This is a genomic window from Oceanobacillus sp. E9, assembly GCF_001741975.1.
Taxonomy (GTDB): Bacteria; Bacillota; Bacilli; order Bacillales; family Amphibacillaceae; genus Oceanobacillus; species Oceanobacillus kimchii.
In genome coordinates, this window is record NZ_LSNA01000011.1 from 24,567 (window position 1) to 43,606 (window position 19,040).

Below are 19,040 nucleotides of genomic sequence, written 5' to 3' on the forward strand. Positions count from 1 at the left end.
AGGTATTTAGGTAATACTCCTATACCCCCTAATTACTTTATTTATATATTTCTATATATTTAAGGTATACAAAGTATACAAATAGTAATATATATAGATATATCAAGGGTTTAGCCTGTATACCTTCCCGTATACCTTCTAGTTTTTCAAAGTATACAAGGTATACATTTCCATTTTTTAGGAAGGTATACAAAACACCTCAAAGTATACAGGCAAAGTATACAAAATTATTCTCTTACATAACCGCCTTTTACTAACCCGTAAGGGCCATATCTAAAGGGTTTTTTCCTTTTTTCCCATCCGTTTAAGTTACTCAATATATCATTAATACGCATGGTTTCCCCTCGTTTTAAACGGTTCATTTTTTCATGGAAACACTCCACCCATATTTCAGCTGCACAAACGCGGTCTCTTTTAACTGTCTGTACTTGGTTATCTCCAAATTCATTACTCCAATACATACGTCTAGCCTGTATATCTTTTTTACTCCAATCCAACGGTACTTCTCGTTCTACAAATTCCTGGATAACACTTTCCCATGGATCTTGTTCAGAATGTCCCTCTTGCTGCCGTTTTGCTTCTTCTGCAAGATCGCCCGTTAGAATTAAGGACTCGCCCAACCGCCAATACCAAACGGCTTCCGCCCAAATTTGATTCACTTCGTCATCTAGTAAAATACGTTCTGGTACATCGGAATCTTTGAATATACCTTTTGTTGGTTGTTGTAACCCAACATCAATAGGAAGAAAACGGCGCCCACCTGTTGGATCCTTTAAATAGTCACTTCGGTTACTTGTACCGAAGAAAACACATCGTCTAGGATGCTTCTCTGTTTTACGTGCATAGGCTGCTCTATACTGGTCCTCTGTACGAGTTAAAAACCCTTTAATCGTGTTTAAATCCGATTTATTATAAGCACTCATTTCACCAATTTCCACGATCCATACACCTTGTAATAGTTCAGCTGCATCTTTGCCCTCAAATGTTTCCAGTGCATCACTGAACCATACCATGCCCAGTTTATGAAGAAACGTCGATTTACCAATTCCCTGTGCTCCTGTAAGTACTGGCATGGTATCGTATTTAACACCTGGCTCCATAGCTCTTGCTACAGCAGCAGTAAATGATTTTTTCGTTACTGCCCGTGTATACGGATTGTCAGCTGCGCCCAGGTAATCAATAAATAACGTATCTAGTCGCTTTACGCCGTCCCATTCCAAGCCGTTTAAATAATCGGTGACAGGATTATACGAATGCGTTGCAGCGCACTGATTTAAAGCATGTGTAAGCTTGTCCTTGGACTGGAACCCTAATATCTTTTCGAGGTATATAATCAGTCCAGAATCGTCTTTTTCACTCCATTTAAACAAACCCTCTTGATGATTACGTGGTGCCCATGGTAAAGGTGCAACACCAACAATCGAATCGGCGAATTCATCTAACATAATTCTGCCTTTTAAATTGTTTTCACCTTCTAAAGCAATCAATATATTCTCAATCGTTTTTAACGGTTGCCCTGTTGAAGCACTAATCTTTAATTGTTGAATCCAGTTCAAATCGTCTTTACTTGCAGGTGTAGAAGGTGAATCTCCAAAATCTTCTACTGCTTGCTCGTATCGTTCTTGGTTAATAATAGAAGCAACGCCTGCATCATTTAATGCAAAGGAACTCATCTGAACAAAAGAAGGTAGCTTATTTACCGGTGTTTCCGGTTTTGCTTCGTCATCTTCATCCCCAAACTTGTGTAAACGTACCAAATCAAATGCATTCACCAAGCGACCGCTGCAGGGATCCGTCGCATGGTGGGAATAGAGAAAGTTACCATCTTCATAAATAACCGCTCCACCAACCGTAGAACCGTCAATATATGTCATGCGGTGATTGTCTCCGTCTACTTCGGTATAAACCCCAGGAAGAAACTTCTCAATAGCTGCATAAATGTCATACTGTCTGCAGAAAGCACCAACTACTCCGCGCTTTTCTGTTGGATCTCCTTGTTTAGCAGCCATTTTCACATGCCTATTATCATCACCTGGAACCTGTGGCCACTCTTGTATGTTTCTCCAATCCCCATACATCCCAAGCAAACCATCAGCATCTAGGAATGGCTTATCTGCATATTGGAATACGAAAATACTATCGGATGAACAACTTGGCCAATACATCAGTCGGGAAGCTTCAAATGTTGTCGGGTCGGCAAAACTGATACCAATAATCGAAGCTAACTTTCGAGCCAACGGTTCATATTCATCAGCAGACACTGTTCTATTAAGAGGTGCGATAACACGTAAACGAGGCTTTTCAGGCATATGCTTACGGGTACTATACGTTGCATAAGCACATCCTAGGCTTTCTAGCCTTTTTAAGATGTCGTTTGTTCCATCTGCAGGAATATTATCCAGATCCAGTGTTATTAAGTCTCTGCTTAATACATTAGCTGCCTTCCTTCGATTATGAAGAAGTTCTCCTCCAACGAACCCACCAACATCTTTTAATTCATCCTGTTTTCGTTTAGGTAATTTCAGGTAGTCTTCTAGAGTTTCTTTGCCACGGCTAGCCATTTGTAACTTTGCTAACATATCCGACCAATATAATTCTTGAGCAGGCCACTGGGTAGCCTTTCGACTAGCCCCAGCGGAAATTGTTATTTGTCTGTCGTACTGTAATGCCATTGTTTCACCTGCTTTCTATTTCAACCGTTACTTTCTATTACTCCTCGAGGGAAAAACGTTAATCCGTCCAATTTATCTGTAATATCATGTAAGACTAATTTTCCACTGGAGGACCCTTTTCTATATGAAACTACCAAGCTGTTATCTTGAATCGTTTCCTTAATCTGATAGTCTTTTAATTTCTTCAAAAATCGGGTATACAATAAATAGTTAATGCATATATTATCTATATAGACAGGCTGCATTTGTGAAACTCGGAAAAAGTGTACAAATGCCTCATGTTTAGCGATGGTTTCCTTCTGACTCTTGCAACGATTAGAAGGCCGAACAGAGCGTTTAAACTTGGAGACTTCTCCTTTCACGATGGAGATAGTCTTTTTCATTTGTTCTTTGGATTCCTCAAGAGAACCTTCAACAATCCGTATCATTGAATTCCCTCCAATTCATCTAGCAAGTGGTTAATTTCTGACTTAGACCACCTAGCTAATGTGGAATGTTCGATTAAAGCACGAATTCGAGTAGCAATATGCTTGCGTTTCACTGCTTCAGCTTCCAAATATTGAAAACCATCTACTTGTTCCTCTTTGGCCATTTGCAACCAATCATAACCATCTAATGGATCTAATTTTTTACCGTACTTACTTATTCCTTTATCCTCTTGACTTCTAGCAGTTTCAGCAAATGAAACAATACTATTTTGAAGATGATCACTCATTTTCTTTCACCTGCTCCGCTATAGCTGTGGCTACCGCAGCTACTTGTATTAATTCTGTATATAAATCACTGGCATCAGTATCCTTGGAAGCCACACTTCCTTTTTGAATAGCCTGGGCAACCTCGCCTACTTCTTCTATCAGAATCGTTAGCCAAACAGCATAAGCATGTACTTGTTTTCCCCATTTGTAGGTTTGGCGATTACGCTCAGAATGAATATCATTTAGCACATCCGTACGGATTTGTAACTCTTGTGAAAATTGCTTGATACTCTTTGAATCAATCATTTTCCTGAACCTCCCCTAAATCAACAACAACAGTAGAATTGTCTAGATTACCTCTTTTCTCTAAACGCTTTTTGTAAATTGGTGTACTATAAAACCTAATCGTATCAGGATGTACCCCTAATTCTTTCGCACATTCATTTGTAGTCCCCATAAAAACAAACTGATCTCCCTTATAAATAGCCCATTCTTTTTGAGGCCTTCCACCCATTAAAACCCCTCCTAATCCTTTTTGTAATATTCCGAAATAAAACCGTCTGCCTCTAGTGGTAATCCTGGTGCCCAGCTAATCGGTGCACCCATGATTTCATATACTCTTTCTAAATCTGCCTGTTCCTTTGGAACTTCTAGGACAACTTCATCATGTACATGCATTACCGTTTGATATCCTGCTTGATCTATCCTTACAAGTGTTTCAGCAAGACAATCACGAGCAATAGCCTGTACCACGTTCTCGACTAATTTACCGCCATACGTATTTAGTTTTGTCCATTTCTTCGTTGTCTGGTCCATACCCCAGTAATGTACTGCATCTTTACCAAAGTCATTTTCTTGCAGAAATGGTTTTGCATAATATAATTTACGACCACTTGGTAATGTGATAGTTAAAAAATCAAGACCATTCTCTATATCACTTTCACGTTGTAACAATAATCCCTTTACCCCTTGTGGTTGGCCTGTGCGTAAAACTGCAAGAGCTGCATTTTCTAATGAGTACCATAAATCTACGATTCTTTTATTCGAAGATCTCCAACGTTTTACTACGTCTGGCAATTCTTCTTCTGTTAATCCCATATCCAAGGCACCCATTGAAATTAAAGCACCAGCTGCACCTTGATAACCAAGTGCGAGTTCTGCAACCTTTCCTTTTTGACGAAGTTCATATTCTTGATTACCTTTTTGAATTAATTCAATTGGAACTCCAAACATCTGTGAAGCACTGGCTTCATATATTTTTCCGTGAGTTTGAAATACATCCAATCTCCATTGCTCACCAGATAACCAAGCAATTACCCGTGCCTCAATAGCAGAGAAATCAGAAATGAGAAGTACATAACTTGCTTCAGGAATAAAAGCCGTACGGATTAATTGAGATAACGTATCCGGTACATTACCGTAAATCATTTTGATTTTTTCTACTTGTCTTTCTTGCACCAATTTACGTGCGAACCCTAATGTATCTAAATAATTTCTTGGAAGGTTTTGTACTTGGACCAATCTCCCAGCCCATCTGCCAGTACGATTCGCCCCGTAGAACTGTAGTAAACCTCGTACACGTCCGTCAGCACAAACTGCTACATCCATTGCCTTGTACTTTTTCACACTTGTTTTGGAGAGTTCAAGACGAATTGCCAATACACGTTTTATATCTCCGTCAACTTCATTGATTAAATTTTCAATAGTAGCTTTTTGCATGTTCTCTACTTCTACACCCTGTTTTTCTAACCAAGCTTTTAATTGAGCTGCGCTGTTTGGATTTGATAAACCGGTTATCTGAATAGCTTCTTTGGTCAATTGATCTGTTGTCACATCACTTGAATATAAAGCTCCATCAATCAACTGCTTATCTACTTTTACTCCTGCTACATTAATTCGCTGATCTAGCTCCCACATCTTTTGTTCAGCTTCTGGAACAGGAAACTTAGATAGTCTTTGTTCAATTGCTTTTTCAACTTCTACATCCTGCACACAATATTCTTTGAACAGCTCCCACTTCTCCGGTTCATGGTGCGGTAATGTCCGTGTCCGACCTGCGTTTTTCTTAGTGGGTTTTGTAGGTGTACTGAAAAGCTTTATTAATGCTTTACCTGTTGTTAATTTACGTTTATCTTGGGGAAGCCCTACCGCTTTAGCTGTTGGTCCTAACCCTGCTGTAAATCCGCAATACATTCCGTGAAGCATCGTATCTCGCCATTGCGGAAGCCATTCTTCCGGAAGAATTAAACCAAAATGTTTACTTAAGCAATACCACTCAAATGCAGCGTTATAAGCATGTAAAGTTACACTTGGATTTCTCATTGCCTCTATAATTTCTTTTGGTATTTTTTCACCTTGTGCTAAATCAATAATTTTTGTAGGTTGATGATTTATGGAATAAGCGAAAAGTAATATTTCAAAATCGGGGGACTGTACGTATTTGTACAATCCCGCCTTGTTGATGTCTACACTGCTATATGTCTCAATATCGATATTTAATTTTGTAATCATACCCCATACACGCCACCGTTAATTGGTTGGCCAGTAATCGGATCTATTTGCGGTTGCTGCGGTGCCTGTTGTTGATATCCTCCTTGCTGTGGGGCTTGTCCATATTGCCCTTGATTGTAATTAGGTTGTTGAACAGGTGGCTGTTGATATTGTCCTTGTTGCGGTTGTTGGCCATATCCTTGTGCCGGCGGTTGCTGTTGCGCTTGTGGTTGCTGAGGCACTGCACCAAAATCAGAATCTGCAGCAGGAGCACTAGCACCTAAAGGCTCGCCGTCACGAGTTTTTTGTACATTGGTACTGATATAAACACCAACACCTTTTTTACCTTGGAACGAATAAGGATTAAAATTCACTGCTATTTTTCCATACATTCCGCTATAAACTTCAGTAGAATCCATAATTGGATTAAGGTTAGCATCAACTACTTTTGGTGGATAATCTACGCCTGTAGTTGCTGTAAATACCCAGTGCCCTTTACATTCATCGCCAAAAGGCATACCATCGGAAGGTTTAACCCCGTCCCCATCGTGTATTGGTGTAGACACCACTGGAGGAATTACACCGTTCCATTTCTCCGCTTTGCCTTTTTGTTTCGCTGCTTCGATAGCTGCATCGATTTTTGCTTTCGTCGCTGTATCTGTTTTCGGTACCAAGATAGTTGCACTATACTTCGGTGCTCCACCATATTGATCCTCACGAGGGTTTAATAAACTTACAAAACTGAAACGAACTTCTCCTGTTACGATACGAGTGTTATTTTCCATTACTGAATCTCTCCTTTGATAGTTGTTATTTGTTGGCACGCCCCAGTTACCTGAAGCAAATTGTTCTACATGATAATCTGCTATTTCACCCACTATTTAAAATCATCCTTTGCATCTACTTGATTCGTAATTGCTTGGCGTTTATCAGATGATTTTGCAAGTGCAGGCTTACCAGGTGACTTTTGTACAAGTCCAGCATCTTCAACAAGTTCCCTAAATTCTTTTTTACCAAGTTGTTTTTCAATCTTTGGAACCGTTAAAGGGACACGTTCAAAAAGCATAGCTTCTTTAATCCCTTTCTCTTGTAACTCTTTAAATGCTTTATCCTGATCAATAAAGTTTCTAGATCCTCTACCTTCAACTGCTTTCCATCCAGGTATTTCATTACCTTTTAAGCTTTCTTTAAGCGCATAATCTTTTAACGCTTTTACCCAGCTATCAAGGCCTTGCGCCTTCTCTAATATCAGGCCAACTTCATCATTACTAATTAAAGGTGGTTTCATTTGGTGAAAATCATCCAACGCACTATACTCATCTGCTCTTGCTCTACATACTGCTTTTGCTTTACAGAATTTACAGTGATCCCCTGGTGAAAATTCCCCTTCTCCTTTAAAAGCTTTATCCGCAATAGGTTTTATTTCATCACCCCATTGCAGAAGTTCCTGTATAGTAATCTCGTATTCTGAAATACTATTTAAACGAGGTTGTACAATGCTCATATGCACTTTTTCAATTGGATAAAGGAAACTGTATTCCAGATAAGCACCAAGTGCATATAACTTCATTTGCGGATTATCTTCCGCACTAACTTGTACGCCTTTTCCGTATTTAAAATCATTCACATACAAGGTGTTTTTGGAAATAATGATGCAGTCAGCAGTCCCAAACCCTTCAGGTACGTAAGAACTGAAATCCACCTTTTTCTCTATTGCGACATAAGGTACACTATCCATTGCCAATGTTATTTCCTGAAGATATTCCAAGTAAGTATCTGTATGTTTTAACATTTCTTCCTGGTAATGCTCCTGTTTTTTCAGCTTGTTCAATCGACGAGTAAATGTACTTTTTGCCATTGCTTCTGTATAGTATTTTCTAAGCTTCAACTCTGCTATTTCATGGGCAAGTGTTCCTTCTGCAGCATAAGGACTACCTTTATCCTCAAATTGCTCTTCTAATCTTGCAGAAGGTGTACAAGCTAACCAGCGCACGGCGGAACTAGCAGATAATAAAGCATGGCTCCTGGATGCGTGATCTATTACGTTGCTCATATCTTAGCCCCAAGATCACGGAGTTTCATAGCAAACGCACCATATTGCTCCTGTGGTAAAGCCGTTAAAGCTTGTACATTGAACTCTCCAAGAAGTTGAACAAGTTCTGATTGTTTACCTGCGTCCATTAACTGTGAAGCAGCCTTCGCCAATTCTTCCATTCCATAAGACGGGTTGCTTGTTGGTACTGCCCCTTGTTGCGGTGCTTGTTCTTGCACTGGTGGCTGTTGTACCGGCGGTTGCTGTTGCACTGGTGGCTGTTGTGCCGGTGTTTGTTGTGTTGGTACTTGCTGATACGCAGGTTGCTGTACAGGTTCTTGGTATTGCTCTTGTTGTGGCTGTTGTTCCACTGCAGCAGCTTGTTGATTTCCTCCTTGGTTCGGTAAATCATAATTTGCTAATACCTGTGCTAGTGTATGAATAGCACCTTCTAATCCTGGTGCATCGATTTTTACGGTAATTTCCATTGTCAAAATTTCCCCTTTCAAGTAAAATGAAATTTAAATATGATTGTTTAAGCTCACTGATTGCCGTCAGTGGGTTTTTCATTTCTAAATACTTTAAAACTACGTCTTAACTCGTCCCAACTTTTTATAACTGTTGGAGGTTGCATTATTGTTTGTGCAAGATATTCTCCTTTTAAAGCCTTATACTCTTTCAAATCATCTTTTCTCCATCCAACATGAAAAGTTACATCCTCATTCAATTTAATAACTGTGTAACCAAACATAGATCGTGAGGTTGGATTTTTTGATTGAGCAACATACTTCTTTGAATGCTTCAATACTGTAATGTCTTCTACGTTTTTGCTATATAATAACCCTGAGAGCAACAACTATTTTCACCTCCTTTCAGGTGGAAAAAAATGAACAAATATAAAAGCCTACTAGAGATGCTATAAACAAACCGACATAATAATCTCCACTTTCACCGATTCGTTTTATCATGGTGTCATACCGTGAACTTTCATTTCTCGTACAATCTGATCCATTGTTTCTTTTTCATTTTTCATGTACTGCAACTCATTACAGATATGTGCATTGTTAAAGTAATGTGTGGCTGCTTTTGAAAAATCACCTTCTGCGACACTTAATGCTGCTTGCATCGTGTTTCTATCGAATTGGTTTAGTAGATTAGTAGCTTTAACTTGGTGTTCGTCCTTAAACATGGATAACGACAATTAATTCACCTTCTTTCTAATTGTTTGGTATATAGGGATACTTCTCATGAAAATAAAGTTTTGGTATTTTTCCTTGTTCTGCATAAAACCCTTTTGCTTTTAGGTCGTTATTCATCTCATGAATGCGATAATAAGCAGTTCTTTCAGATACGCCTAGAATCTGTGAGACATCCTTAGCATCATAAAAATGTTTTTGTTGTACCTGAGGCATTTTTACTCCTCCATTCCGATAATTTCTGCTATTTTATTCCTGTATTTATCACCTGCTCTAGTGCCTTTTAAAATTTCAGATACATAAGTAACAGAAATACCAAGTTCTTTAGCAAGAGAAGTTAATGTGATGCTTTTCTTTAACATTAACTTCCTTGCTTCCGCTCCAAACTCAGTATAATTTGTCATTCTTTTCACCTCTTTCTGAAAATAATGTAGAAAAATAGGTTAAATTTCAGCTTAATTATTGACTACCGACTGAAAATATTCTAATATAGTCTAAGAAGGCACAATAAATAACAATCGTTGGGCGACGATTTTCAAGAATGGTTCGTAGAACCTCTAGTTTTTTATTGTCTTTTTGCGAATAATTAAGCTGTTAATGACAATAATAACTGCATATATACAGTTTGTCAATATATAAATGTAAATTTGCAGTTTTTATTGTCATTTGGTTAGGAGTGTAAACATGTCTATATTGGAAAATATACAGTCTCTATGTAGAGAACACGGTATCTCAATACCGAGTTTAGAAAAAGGGCTTGGTCTAGGGAAGGGTTCCATGTACAGATGGAATACAAATTCTCCTTCTATAGATAAGCTTCAAAAAGTCGCAAATTATTTTAAAGTCACTCTTGATGAAATAATAGGATGGGGAAGTATTTATGATATAGGCTGGACCATCAAAGATGAAAGAGAAGAACAAAGCCTTTCAATAGAAACTTTAGCCATTGAGTCTGATATACCCGTTAGTACATTACAAGAAATAGAAGAAGACCTCATTCCGTTAAATTCAGAACAGTTAAAGGCAATTACTGACGTGTTTGGAATGACGGTACAGGAACATCTTGTTAAGTACGATATGTACGATGAAACTATACATGAGTATTTTAGAGGGGATGTAAACGCCTTTGTTGAATTTGAGAAGGCAAAGTTCAAAGATGCGATGAAGGAGAATAATCAACAAGTAGAAACAATAGCAGCTCATCACGACGGGGAAGAATGGACTGAAGAAGAACGCGAAGAGATTGAACGCTTTAAGGAGTTTGTAAGGTCTAAGAGACAACAGCAGGGGGATTGAGTATGGGATATGAAGGGCTTTTAGACGAAGCTTTTAAGCTTGGTGTATTTGTACAAGAAGAACCTATTAAAGGCAAATTAAAGGGACTTTACAGTGACAATGTTATTTGGATTGATAAAAATTTAGATTCCAACAAAGAAAGACACTGTATCATGGCAGAAGAATTGGGGCATTATCACACCAGCTCAGGTGATATTTTAAATCAAACTGTTTTAAACAGCCGTAAACAAGAAGTACGGGCCCGTTCTTGGGCATACGAACGGGCAGTTCCGTTAGAAATGATTATTGAAGCTCACAAGGAATTCATACGCAATAGATTTGAACTAGCAAATTTTCTAGATGTTACAGAAGAATTTTTAAATCAAGCAATATTAAGATACAAAGAAAAATACGGAAATACAGTTAATTTAAAAGGTTATACTATCTGCTTTGAGCCTTTGGGGGTGATCGAATGGTTTGATAAGTAAAATTTTTTAAACTTCAAACAGAACGTATATTCCTATTTATTAGTAAAGGAGTAGAATTATGCCAGTCTACAAAGATGAACAAAGAGGAACTTATTATTTTTCAACGTGGTATAAAGATATTTACGGTAAGTCAAAACAAAAACTAAAACGAGGCTTTAAAAAAGAAAAAGAAGCTAAAATTGCTGAGGCAGAATTTATAATAAAGGTAAAAAATAGAGCACCTGAAGAAATGACATTTGAAGAAGTATTTTATCATAACATTGAACATACCGAGCTTAAACCTAAAACAAAACGAAGAAGAACAAATGAATATAATAAACACATGAAGAATAAGTTCGGACACATTAAGATACATGACATAACTACTCAACAATGCCTAGACTTCAAACAATATTTATTAAACAATTTGAATTCTAATGAAACTGCTCGCACAGTATTCTCTGGATTCAAAGTAGTGATCAATCATGCTATTAAATATTTTGATTTGCCGAAGGATCCAGCAAAAGCTGTGCCCCCAATCAAAAGAGTTAAAAAGAAACATAGCTATATAAGACGAAGAGAATTTGATAGAAAGGTTGAGGAATTCGAGAATGAAGATTTTAAGCATATGAGCATATTTATGTTTTACACTGGTCTCCGTATCGGAGAGGCAATAGCACTTCAATGGAAAGATATTGATTTTGAACTTAAAGAAGCCGACATAAATAAAACGTATGATTCAGGCACCAAAGAAATAGGTCCTCCGAAAACAGAAGCAAGTGCTGATGTTGTGCCTTTAGCAGATTTCTTAGTAGAAATGCTAGAGGGTATAAAACAAAAACAGCAAGAAACTATGTACGGATTTAATGAAGATTATTTTATATTTAGAGGGATGGTACCTGTTGCATATAAAACTTACCATCTAGCGTTTAAAAAAGTATTTCCTGAATTTAGACCGCACGATTTGCGACACAGTTATGCCTCCTTCTTAGCAAATAGAAAAGTGGATATATTTGTCTTAAAATCATTGATGAGACATGACAATGTTCAAGAGACAATAAACACTTATGGCCACCTTTATAAAGAGAAAAAGCACGAGGCAATAAGCTTTTTGAACGACTAACGTTATCACGAACGTTATCATAAGCCTATACCTCGTGCATAAATACCTCATTTATCAACGATTCCCCTTAACCAATAGAACCTTCCATTTCAAACTTGATTAAACGGTTCATTTCAACCGCATATTCCATTGGAAGTTCTTTTGTAAATGGCTCGATGAAGCCCATTACGATCATTTCTGTTGCTTCTTCTTCTGATAAGCCACGGCTCATTAGATAGAAGAGCTGTTCTTCTGATACTTTAGATACCTTAGCTTCGTGCTCTAAAGAAATGTTGTCATTTAAGATTTCGTTATACGGAATAGTGTCTGAAGTAGACTCATTATCCATAATAAGCGTATCACACTCAATATTTGCACGAGCTCCATCCGCTTTACGACCAAAGTGTACTAAACCACGATAAGATACTTTACCGCCTTGTTTAGAGATTGACTTGGAAACAATCGTAGATGACGTGTTCGGCGCTAAGTGATGCATTTTCGCACCAGCATCTTGTAACTGTCCTTTACCAGCAAGTGCGATAGAAAGTGTATTTCCACGTGCACCTTCACCTTTAAGCAAGATAGCTGGATATTTCATTGTTAATTTAGAACCAATGTTACCATCAATCCATTCCATTGTTGCATTCGCATCACAAGTTGCACGCTTTGTAACTAGGTTATACACATTGTTTGCCCAGTTTTGGATTGTTGTGTAACGGCAATATGCATCTTTTTTAACAATAATCTCAACTACTGCACTGTGTAGAGAGTTTGTTGTATAAACTGGAGCTGTACAACCTTCTACATAGTGTACAGAAGCCCCTTCATCAACAATAATTAACGTACGCTCAAACTGTCCCATATTTTCAGAATTAATACGGAAGTATGCTTGAAGTGGAGTTGTTGCTTCGACTCCTTTTGGTACGTAAATGAAAGATCCACCAGACCATACTGCAGAATTTAATGCTGAGAACTTATTATCAGAGTACGGAATTACTTTACCAAAATACTCTTTAAATAATTCTTCATTTTCTTTTAATGCAGTGTCTGTATCTTTAAAGATGATACCTAGATCTTTAAGATCTTCTTTCAGGCTATGGTAAACAACTTCAGATTCATACTGAGCTGATACACCAGCAAGGTATTTTTGCTCAGCTTCTGGAATACCTAATTTATCAAATGTTTGCTTGATTTCATCAGGTACTTCATCCCAAGTTCTACCTTGTTTTTCAGATGGTTTTACATAGTAGACGATTTCATCAAAATCTAATCCAGAAAGGTCTCCACCCCATTGTGGCATTGGGCGGTTATAGAAATGCTCTAGAGCTTTCAAGCGATATTCTAACATCCACTCTGGTTCTTCCTTCATTTTCGAAATTTCTTCTACTACTCGTGGCGTCAATCCTTTTTCCGTACGAAAAATAGATACGTCTTTATCATGAAATCCATATTTATACTCATCGATTTCTGGCATATTTTTAGCCATATAGATAACCTCCTCCTAGCAGAAAAAACATCTCTGCTTTATTGATCATGTACCCCTTTTTCCATTGCCTTCCAGGGTAAGGTAGCACACTTTATTCTTGCAGGGAATTTAGAAACACCTTGTAATGCTTCAATATCTCCCATTTCTTCTGTATCTACATCATTTCCCAACATCATATCAGAAAATGTATGTGACATTTCTAATGCTTCTTCTATCTTCTTCCCTTTAATCGCTTGTGTCATCATAGAAGCAGATGACATGCTAATCGAACAACCTTCTCCCTCAAACTTTGCATCTTGAACAATTCCATCTACAACATGTAACTGAAGCTGAATGCGATCGCCACAAGTCGGGTTATTCATATCAACTGTAACAGAGTCTCCTTCAAGAGTACCACGATTTCTGGGATTTTTATAATGATCCATTATTACTTGTCGGTAAAGTGTATCGAGGTTATTCAAAGACATTCCCAAAATACTCCTTTGTTTTTAACAGTCCTTCTACCAATCGATCTACATCTTCTTTCGAATTATAAAGGTAAAAACTTGCTCTAGCTGTTGCTGAAACATTCAACCACTTCATTAATGGTTGAGCACAATGATGACCAGCACGCACTGCAATGCCTTCTGCATCTAATACAGTAGCAGTATCATGTGGATGTACATCATCTAAATTAAATGTTACTAGCCCAGCTCTTTGTTCAGGTCCATAAATGGAAAGTCCATCAATTGTACGCATTTGCTTTAATGCGTATGCAGCCAATTCATTTTCATGATCGACAATTTCTTGATGTCCTATATCTTCTAAGAAATCAATAGCAGCACCGAGTCCTATAGCGCCAGCAATTATTGGTGTTCCACCTTCGAATTTCCAAGGAAGTTCTTTCCACGTAGAGTCATATAGATTAACAAAGTCAATCATTTCACCACCGAATTCAATAGGCTCCATGTTTTCTAATAAATGCTGTTTTCCGTATAATACTCCGATTCCAGTTGGACCACACATTTTATGGCCAGAAAACGCATAAAAGTCACAATCTAAATCTTCCACATCCACTTTCATATGAGGCGCCCCTTGCGCACCATCGACCACCATAATTGCATCATGTTGATGCGCAATAGCAGCAATTTCTTTAATAGGATTAATTGTACCAAGTACATTGGAAACATGTGCCATCGCTACAATTTTCGTTTGACCAGTAATTGTCTTCTTGGCATCTTCAATCGTAATAGTACCGTCTTCTTGAAGCGGTAAATACACCAACGATGCTCCGGTTGCTTTAGCAACTTGCTGCCAAGGAATTAGATTACTATGGTGCTCCATTTGGGTAATAACTATTTCATCGCCTGGTCCGACATTCATTCTAGCATAGCTTGACGCCACGATATTAATTGAAGTAGTAGTCCCTCTTGTAAAAATGATTTCTTTTGTACTGTCCGCATTAATAAATGAACGAACCTTTTCTCTCGATCCCTCATACTGATCTGTTGCTCTTGTACCAAGTGTATGAACACCACGATGTACGTTGGAATTATTTTCCTTATAGTAAGCTTCGACTGCTTCAATAACTGAAAGTGGTTTTTGAGATGTTGCAGAAGAATCCAAATATACAAGCGGATGTCCATTTACTTCTTGGTTTAAAATCGGAAATTGTTGTTTAATGGCATTTACATCCATTAATAAACTTTCCTTTCAATTACTTGCGTTAATTGTTTACGAACAGACTCAATCGGGATCTGTGAAACTACTGGTGCTAAGAAACCATGAATTACAAGACGCTCAGCTTCTTCCTGTTTAAGACCACGGCTCATCAAATAGTACATTTGAATTGGGTCCACTCGGCCAACAGAAGCTGCATGTCCTGCAGTTACATCATCTTCATCAATGAGAAGAATTGGATTTGCGTCTCCACGTGCTTTTTCACTTAACATAAGCACTCTAGATTCTTGTTCTGAATTTGACTTCGTACCACCATGTTCAATTTTACCAATTGCATTAAAGATAGTAGAAGCTGCACCTTTCATTACTCCACGCTGAAGGATATAAGCATCTGTTTGTTTACCAAATTGACGGATACTTGATGTGAAGTTTTGTGTTTGTTTTCCACGCCCTACAGAAACTGCTTTTGCTTCAGAAGTTGCGTTATCTCCTAATAGATACGTAATGTTTTCAGAAACGGTGTTACCATCATTCATTTGACCTAATGCCCAGTTTATTTGAGCGTCACGATGTCCAACCCCACGTCGGTTTACATACGTTGTAGTACCTGCTGCAAAATTATCTACAGCTCCATATGCAACTTGTGCATTATCATGTGCAAATACTTCGGTAATAATATTTGCTACAGATGCTTGCTCGTCATTATGAGATAAATAATTCTCTACATAAGTAACAGAACTACCTTCTTCAGCAACTACTAACACATGATTAAATAGAGCGTTCTCTGCATCTTCTTGCCAAAACACTGCTTGTAACGGCTCTTCGATTTGTACGTTTTTTGGAACGTATACAAAAATACCACCATTGACTAATGCTGCATGTAGTGCAGTTAATTTATTTTGATCTACTGCAACAGCATCTTTCATATAATACTTTTCTACAAGATCACTATAATTACGCATCGCGGTAAAGATATCTGTAAAAATAACACCTTTTGATGCTAAACCATCTTGTAATGTACTATAAGCAACAGATTGATTTCGTTGAATAAGCAAGTTATTAGGCTTGTTCTCGTCATCGAAATAATCTTTTAGTTCTTCCGGTAATTCAGATAGGGAAGAAATTGTTTTTCCTTCTTTATATTCATGTTTGAACTCTGTAAAGTTCCAATTTGTGATTTTTGTTTTATCTGGCTTCGGCATTTCTAATGATTCAACCATACCTAAAGCGCTTGAACGTAATTTCGTCATCCATTGTGGCTCATTACGATCTTCTGAAAATTGGTTTATATAATCTTGATTGAATGGAAGTTTTGTTTCTACAGTCATGCTATCCCTCCTTACATTACGCATTTTGTTCAATGGTTTCGTCTTCAATACCTAATTCTTCTTTAATCCACTCATAACCTTCTGCCTCAAGACGTTTTGCAAGTTCTGGTCCACCAGATTTCACTACGCGACCTTGCATCATTACATGAACAAAATCAGGAGTAATATAGTTAAGTAGACGTTGATAGTGAGTAATAATTAGACAACCAAATTCATCTGAACGCATTTGGTTAATTCCTTTTGAAACTACTTTCAATGCGTCGATATCTAATCCAGAGTCAATTTCATCAAGAATCGCAATCTCTGGTTTTAATTGCATTAATTGCAGGATTTCATTACGTTTTTTCTCTCCACCTGAGAAACCTTCGTTTAAGTAACGTGTAGCCATACTTTGATCAATATCAAGAAAATCTAAATCTTTATCTAATTCTTTGATAAATTTCATTAATGGGATCTCATCGCCCTCTTCACGTTTTGCATTAATTGCTGAACGTAAAAAGTCAGAAGTCGTAACACCACTAATTTCACTTGGGTACTGCATAGCCAAGAACATTCCAGCACGAGCACGCTCGTCAACTTCCATTTCTAATACGTCTTCACCATCAAGTGTAATGCTTCCTTCTGTAACTTCATATTTAGGGTGGCCCATGATTGCTGATGCTAGTGTTGATTTACCAGTACCATTTGGTCCCATAATTGCGTGAAATTCTCCACCTTTTATTGTAAGGTTTACCCCTTTTAAGATCTCTTTATCCTCTATGCTTACATGAAGATTTTTGATTTCTAAAACTGATCCTGACATAAAACATACCTCCAAGTACTTTATTTTCATCAAATGAATTTATATCCATTCTCAATTTATTCTCATTATAATCTTAAAGCATTTCAAATTAATTATCAACTCTTTTAAGCTATACTGAACTTGTCATTTTTGGTTATTTCTAACACGATTGCTAGCTATTAAATAAGTATTAAAAAGGTGAAGATTTTACTGAATCATTAAGAAGGACATATAAATTTATTTTAACATATTATCAAACTTATCTGTAATAAGGACAATGGCGCTAGTGCCCGTTTAGCCACATAGCAACTGAAACAAAACAACTGAGATATAGGAAACACATTGAGGTGCCGAACTGATGATGACTATCACCCCGAGGTATAAGTGCAACTAAGCCTCATAAAGAACATTCGGCAGTCTTCTTTTCACCCAGGGGTATAAGTGCGACTAAGCCTCATAAAGAACATTCGGCAGTCTTCTTTATCGGAGGGTGATTTCTTGAAGTCGTCTAGCTGTTGGGAGTTTGTGTAGTTTATTCAGTTAGTTATCCATTGCCTACAAATTCTATATTTCCTATCGTTTGTAATTATAAAAGACTGATGTCGTATTGACATCAGTCTTTAAGATTTATTTTGGTAGTTGTGAATTTATTTCAGATGCCATTGTTTTAGCATCATGGTATTCCTTCTCTCGCAGTTTCTCAACATGAATTTGTTTTTCTAAACTTCTTCCATATTCCTCATAATTCAATCCTCTTGATTGTCCAAGTCCTTTTTGCATTTCCGAAGTAAAGGTTAAATCCATTCCACTGGTAATAATAAATCATCCTTTCTTATTCGTTAACATTAAAAATGTTAACACAGAAACTATTCCCGAACAAAATGGATTTAAACCTTGATTTCCTATTAAAACTTCATTTTTTTTAAAATAAACCACTTTAACTGATTTTTCTATACAATTCTTACATTTTACTCTTAATTACTTAATTAGTTGGTGTCGGAACCACTGCCCCATCATAATTTTCCGTGATAAAGTTTTGAATTTCTTCTGATTGTAAAACTTCGACTAGAGCGTTTAATGCTTCATTATCCTTATCCTCAGAACGAACTGCAATGACATTTACATAGTCTGATTCTTCACCTTCAACAAATAAAGCATCTTCTGAAGGGTTTAAACCAGTATCAATAGCATAATTTGTATTGATAACAACTAGCGCATCTTCTTCACTATGATAGTACTCAGGTAAGAATCCTGGTTCTGTTTCAGCTGAGAATTGAAGATTCTTCGGATTTTCCTCAATATCATCAATCGTTGCTGCAGACTTTTCTACACTTTCATCTAATTTAATTAAGCCTTCTTTTTCAAATAAAGAAAGGATACGTCCGTGTTCAGCAACTGAGTTACTTAAAATTACTTCTGTGCCTTCTGTGATTTCTTCAACACTAGTTATATTTTGGGAATATACACCCATTGGTTCCACATGTATGCCGCCAATAGATTCAATTTCATAACCTGTGTCAGCAATTGTTTGTTCTAGAAAAGGAATATGCTGAAAATAGTTTGCATCAATACGTTCATCAGCTAAATCATCATTAGGCAAGATATAATCTTGGTACTCTTCTATATTTAATGTAATTCCTTGCTCTTCTAATAATGGCTTTGCTTCTTCTAAAACTTCCGCATGCGGTACACTAGAAGCTCCAACTGATATTTCTGTGGTTTCATCAGACGACTCATCACCTGATGAACCTTCATCACTTGTTCCACAAGCTGCTAATAATCCCACAAATGCAATAGTTAACAATAATAATAATTTCTTCATCTCTGTGTCCTCTCCTTTTAACATTTTAATTAATT

The 19,040-nt window shown here is 37.2% G+C and carries 22 protein-coding genes and 2 pseudogenes; 4 read left to right on the plus strand and 20 right to left on the minus strand.

Going from position 1 to position 19,040, the window contains the following annotated elements:
• Window positions 1-227: 227 nt before the first annotated feature.
• From AQ616_RS18560 to AQ616_RS18620, 13 genes are all read right to left on the minus strand, one after another.
• On the minus strand, window positions 228-2,672 hold the full coding sequence (locus tag AQ616_RS18560; RefSeq protein ID WP_069686555.1) for a virulence-associated E family protein: 2,445 nt from the start codon (window positions 2,670-2,672) through the stop codon (window positions 228-230).
• Between the two features lie 20 nt (window positions 2,673-2,692).
• Entirely contained in the window at window positions 2,693-3,100 is a 408-nt protein-coding gene (locus AQ616_RS18565) for a hypothetical protein (protein WP_069686556.1), read from the minus strand.
• Window positions 3,097-3,387, minus strand: a complete 291-nt coding sequence (locus tag AQ616_RS18570; protein WP_069686557.1) for a hypothetical protein — start codon at window positions 3,385-3,387, stop codon at window positions 3,097-3,099. The genes AQ616_RS18565 and AQ616_RS18570 overlap by 4 nt, the downstream gene beginning before the upstream one ends.
• On the minus strand, window positions 3,380-3,673 hold the full coding sequence (locus tag AQ616_RS18575) for a MazG-like family protein (protein ID WP_205634393.1): 294 nt from the start codon (window positions 3,671-3,673) through the stop codon (window positions 3,380-3,382). Before AQ616_RS18575 ends, AQ616_RS18570 begins: the two co-directional genes overlap by 8 nt.
• Window positions 3,666-3,881, minus strand: coding sequence for a hypothetical protein (locus AQ616_RS18580; protein WP_069686558.1), 216 nt, complete (start codon window positions 3,879-3,881; stop codon window positions 3,666-3,668). The genes AQ616_RS18575 and AQ616_RS18580 overlap by 8 nt, the downstream gene beginning before the upstream one ends.
• 11 nt (window positions 3,882-3,892) lie before the next feature.
• The gene (locus AQ616_RS18585; protein ID WP_139136392.1) at window positions 3,893-5,875 is read right to left on the minus strand and encodes a DNA polymerase; all 1,983 of its coding nucleotides are present in this window, start codon (window positions 5,873-5,875) and stop codon (window positions 3,893-3,895) included.
• Complete coding sequence (locus AQ616_RS18590) at window positions 5,875-6,735, minus strand: DUF2815 family protein (protein WP_205634392.1); 861 nt, start codon at window positions 6,733-6,735, stop codon at window positions 5,875-5,877. The genes AQ616_RS18585 and AQ616_RS18590 overlap by 1 nt, the downstream gene beginning before the upstream one ends.
• Window positions 6,735-7,910: a DUF2800 domain-containing protein gene (locus tag AQ616_RS18595; protein WP_069686560.1), complete on the minus strand. Its 1,176-nt coding sequence runs from the start codon at window positions 7,908-7,910 to the stop codon at window positions 6,735-6,737. Before AQ616_RS18595 ends, AQ616_RS18590 begins: the two co-directional genes overlap by 1 nt.
• Window positions 7,907-8,377 carry a hypothetical protein gene (locus AQ616_RS19735; RefSeq protein ID WP_069686561.1) on the minus strand — a complete coding sequence of 157 codons (471 nt, stop codon included), beginning with the start codon at window positions 8,375-8,377 and terminating at the stop codon, window positions 7,907-7,909. Before AQ616_RS19735 ends, AQ616_RS18595 begins: the two co-directional genes overlap by 4 nt.
• 53 nt (window positions 8,378-8,430) lie before the next feature.
• Window positions 8,431-8,745, minus strand: a complete 315-nt coding sequence (locus AQ616_RS18605) for a hypothetical protein (RefSeq protein WP_069686562.1) — start codon at window positions 8,743-8,745, stop codon at window positions 8,431-8,433.
• Between the two features lie 108 nt (window positions 8,746-8,853).
• The gene (locus AQ616_RS18610) at window positions 8,854-9,078 is read right to left on the minus strand and encodes a hypothetical protein (protein ID WP_168156669.1); all 225 of its coding nucleotides are present in this window, start codon (window positions 9,076-9,078) and stop codon (window positions 8,854-8,856) included.
• 28 nt (window positions 9,079-9,106) lie between these two features.
• The gene (locus tag AQ616_RS18615; protein WP_069686564.1) at window positions 9,107-9,301 is read right to left on the minus strand and encodes a hypothetical protein; all 195 of its coding nucleotides are present in this window, start codon (window positions 9,299-9,301) and stop codon (window positions 9,107-9,109) included.
• A gap of 2 nt (window positions 9,302-9,303) precedes the next feature.
• The gene (locus AQ616_RS18620; RefSeq protein WP_069686565.1) at window positions 9,304-9,489 is read right to left on the minus strand and encodes a helix-turn-helix domain-containing protein; all 186 of its coding nucleotides are present in this window, start codon (window positions 9,487-9,489) and stop codon (window positions 9,304-9,306) included.
• 280 nt (window positions 9,490-9,769) lie between these two features.
• Between AQ616_RS18620 and AQ616_RS20000 the strand changes: the two are divergent.
• The 4 genes and pseudogenes from AQ616_RS20000 to AQ616_RS18635 form a co-directional block, all read left to right on the plus strand.
• Window positions 9,770-10,132, plus strand: a pseudogene (locus AQ616_RS20000) (helix-turn-helix domain-containing protein); the annotation flags it as partial.
• A 135-nt stretch (window positions 10,133-10,267) separates the two neighbouring features.
• Window positions 10,268-10,381: pseudogene (locus AQ616_RS20005) on the plus strand (helix-turn-helix domain-containing protein); the annotation flags it as partial.
• Window positions 10,382-10,383: 2 nt separating this feature from the next.
• Complete coding sequence (locus AQ616_RS18630; RefSeq protein ID WP_069686567.1) at window positions 10,384-10,848, plus strand: ImmA/IrrE family metallo-endopeptidase; 465 nt, start codon at window positions 10,384-10,386, stop codon at window positions 10,846-10,848.
• 58 nt (window positions 10,849-10,906) lie between these two features.
• On the plus strand, window positions 10,907-11,950 hold the full coding sequence (locus AQ616_RS18635) for a site-specific integrase (RefSeq protein ID WP_069686568.1): 1,044 nt from the start codon (window positions 10,907-10,909) through the stop codon (window positions 11,948-11,950).
• Window positions 11,951-12,017: 67 nt separating this feature from the next.
• Here the strand turns inward: AQ616_RS18635 and sufB are convergent, their stop codons facing one another.
• The 7 genes from sufB to AQ616_RS18665 all read right to left on the minus strand — a co-directional run bounded on the left by sufB (window position 12,018) and on the right by AQ616_RS18665 (window position 19,005).
• Window positions 12,018-13,415, minus strand: a complete 1,398-nt coding sequence (gene sufB, locus AQ616_RS18640) for a Fe-S cluster assembly protein SufB (protein WP_017797493.1) — start codon at window positions 13,413-13,415, stop codon at window positions 12,018-12,020.
• Window positions 13,416-13,453: 38 nt separating this feature from the next.
• Window positions 13,454-13,882 (minus strand): Fe-S cluster assembly sulfur transfer protein SufU, encoded by a 429-nt coding sequence (gene sufU, locus AQ616_RS18645; protein ID WP_017797494.1) that lies wholly within the window; start codon window positions 13,880-13,882, stop codon window positions 13,454-13,456.
• Window positions 13,869-15,092: a cysteine desulfurase gene (locus tag AQ616_RS18650; RefSeq protein ID WP_017797495.1), complete on the minus strand. Its 1,224-nt coding sequence runs from the start codon at window positions 15,090-15,092 to the stop codon at window positions 13,869-13,871. The genes sufU and AQ616_RS18650 overlap by 14 nt, the downstream gene beginning before the upstream one ends.
• The gene (gene sufD, locus AQ616_RS18655; protein WP_069686569.1) at window positions 15,092-16,402 is read right to left on the minus strand and encodes a Fe-S cluster assembly protein SufD; all 1,311 of its coding nucleotides are present in this window, start codon (window positions 16,400-16,402) and stop codon (window positions 15,092-15,094) included. Before sufD ends, AQ616_RS18650 begins: the two co-directional genes overlap by 1 nt.
• Before the next feature lie 16 nt (window positions 16,403-16,418).
• Window positions 16,419-17,204 carry a Fe-S cluster assembly ATPase SufC gene (gene sufC / locus AQ616_RS18660; protein ID WP_017797497.1) on the minus strand — a complete coding sequence of 262 codons (786 nt, stop codon included), beginning with the start codon at window positions 17,202-17,204 and terminating at the stop codon, window positions 16,419-16,421.
• A gap of 606 nt (window positions 17,205-17,810) precedes the next feature.
• On the minus strand, window positions 17,811-17,987 hold the full coding sequence (locus AQ616_RS19745) for a YuzK family famiily protein (RefSeq protein ID WP_017797498.1): 177 nt from the start codon (window positions 17,985-17,987) through the stop codon (window positions 17,811-17,813).
• Between the two features lie 178 nt (window positions 17,988-18,165).
• The gene (locus AQ616_RS18665; protein WP_069686570.1) at window positions 18,166-19,005 is read right to left on the minus strand and encodes a MetQ/NlpA family ABC transporter substrate-binding protein; all 840 of its coding nucleotides are present in this window, start codon (window positions 19,003-19,005) and stop codon (window positions 18,166-18,168) included.
• Between the last annotated feature and the right edge of the window lie 35 nt (window positions 19,006-19,040).

Coding starts and splice junctions, on each gene's coding strand:
- AQ616_RS18560 (WP_069686555.1), bottom strand. CDS start 2,672: ATGGCATTACAGTACGACAGACAAATAACAATTTCCGCTGGGGCTAGT.
- AQ616_RS18565 (WP_069686556.1), bottom strand. CDS start 3,100: ATGATACGGATTGTTGAAGGTTCTCTTGAGGAATCCAAAGAACAAATG.
- AQ616_RS18570 (WP_069686557.1), bottom strand. CDS start 3,387: ATGAGTGATCATCTTCAAAATAGTATTGTTTCATTTGCTGAAACTGCT.
- AQ616_RS18575 (WP_205634393.1), bottom strand. CDS start 3,673: ATGATTGATTCAAAGAGTATCAAGCAATTTTCACAAGAGTTACAAATC.
- AQ616_RS18580 (WP_069686558.1), bottom strand. CDS start 3,881: ATGGGTGGAAGGCCTCAAAAAGAATGGGCTATTTATAAGGGAGATCAG.
- AQ616_RS18595 (WP_069686560.1), bottom strand. CDS start 7,910: ATGAGCAACGTAATAGATCACGCATCCAGGAGCCATGCTTTATTATCT.
- AQ616_RS19735 (WP_069686561.1), bottom strand. CDS start 8,377: ATGGAAATTACCGTAAAAATCGATGCACCAGGATTAGAAGGTGCTATT.
- AQ616_RS18610 (WP_168156669.1), bottom strand. CDS start 9,078: ATGTTTAAGGACGAACACCAAGTTAAAGCTACTAATCTACTAAACCAA.
- AQ616_RS18615 (WP_069686564.1), bottom strand. CDS start 9,301: ATGCCTCAGGTACAACAAAAACATTTTTATGATGCTAAGGATGTCTCA.
- AQ616_RS18620 (WP_069686565.1), bottom strand. CDS start 9,489: ATGACAAATTATACTGAGTTTGGAGCGGAAGCAAGGAAGTTAATGTTA.
- AQ616_RS18630 (WP_069686567.1), top strand. CDS start 10,384: ATGGGATATGAAGGGCTTTTAGACGAAGCTTTTAAGCTTGGTGTATTT.
- AQ616_RS18635 (WP_069686568.1), top strand. CDS start 10,907: ATGCCAGTCTACAAAGATGAACAAAGAGGAACTTATTATTTTTCAACG.
- sufB (WP_017797493.1), bottom strand. CDS start 13,415: ATGGCTAAAAATATGCCAGAAATCGATGAGTATAAATATGGATTTCAT.
- sufU (WP_017797494.1), bottom strand. CDS start 13,882: ATGTCTTTGAATAACCTCGATACACTTTACCGACAAGTAATAATGGAT.
- AQ616_RS18650 (WP_017797495.1), bottom strand. CDS start 15,092: ATGGATGTAAATGCCATTAAACAACAATTTCCGATTTTAAACCAAGAA.
- sufD (WP_069686569.1), bottom strand. CDS start 16,402: ATGACTGTAGAAACAAAACTTCCATTCAATCAAGATTATATAAACCAA.
- sufC (WP_017797497.1), bottom strand. CDS start 17,204: ATGTCAGGATCAGTTTTAGAAATCAAAAATCTTCATGTAAGCATAGAG.
- AQ616_RS19745 (WP_017797498.1), bottom strand. CDS start 17,987: ATGGATTTAACCTTTACTTCGGAAATGCAAAAAGGACTTGGACAATCA.
- AQ616_RS18665 (WP_069686570.1), bottom strand. CDS start 19,005: ATGAAGAAATTATTATTATTGTTAACTATTGCATTTGTGGGATTATTA.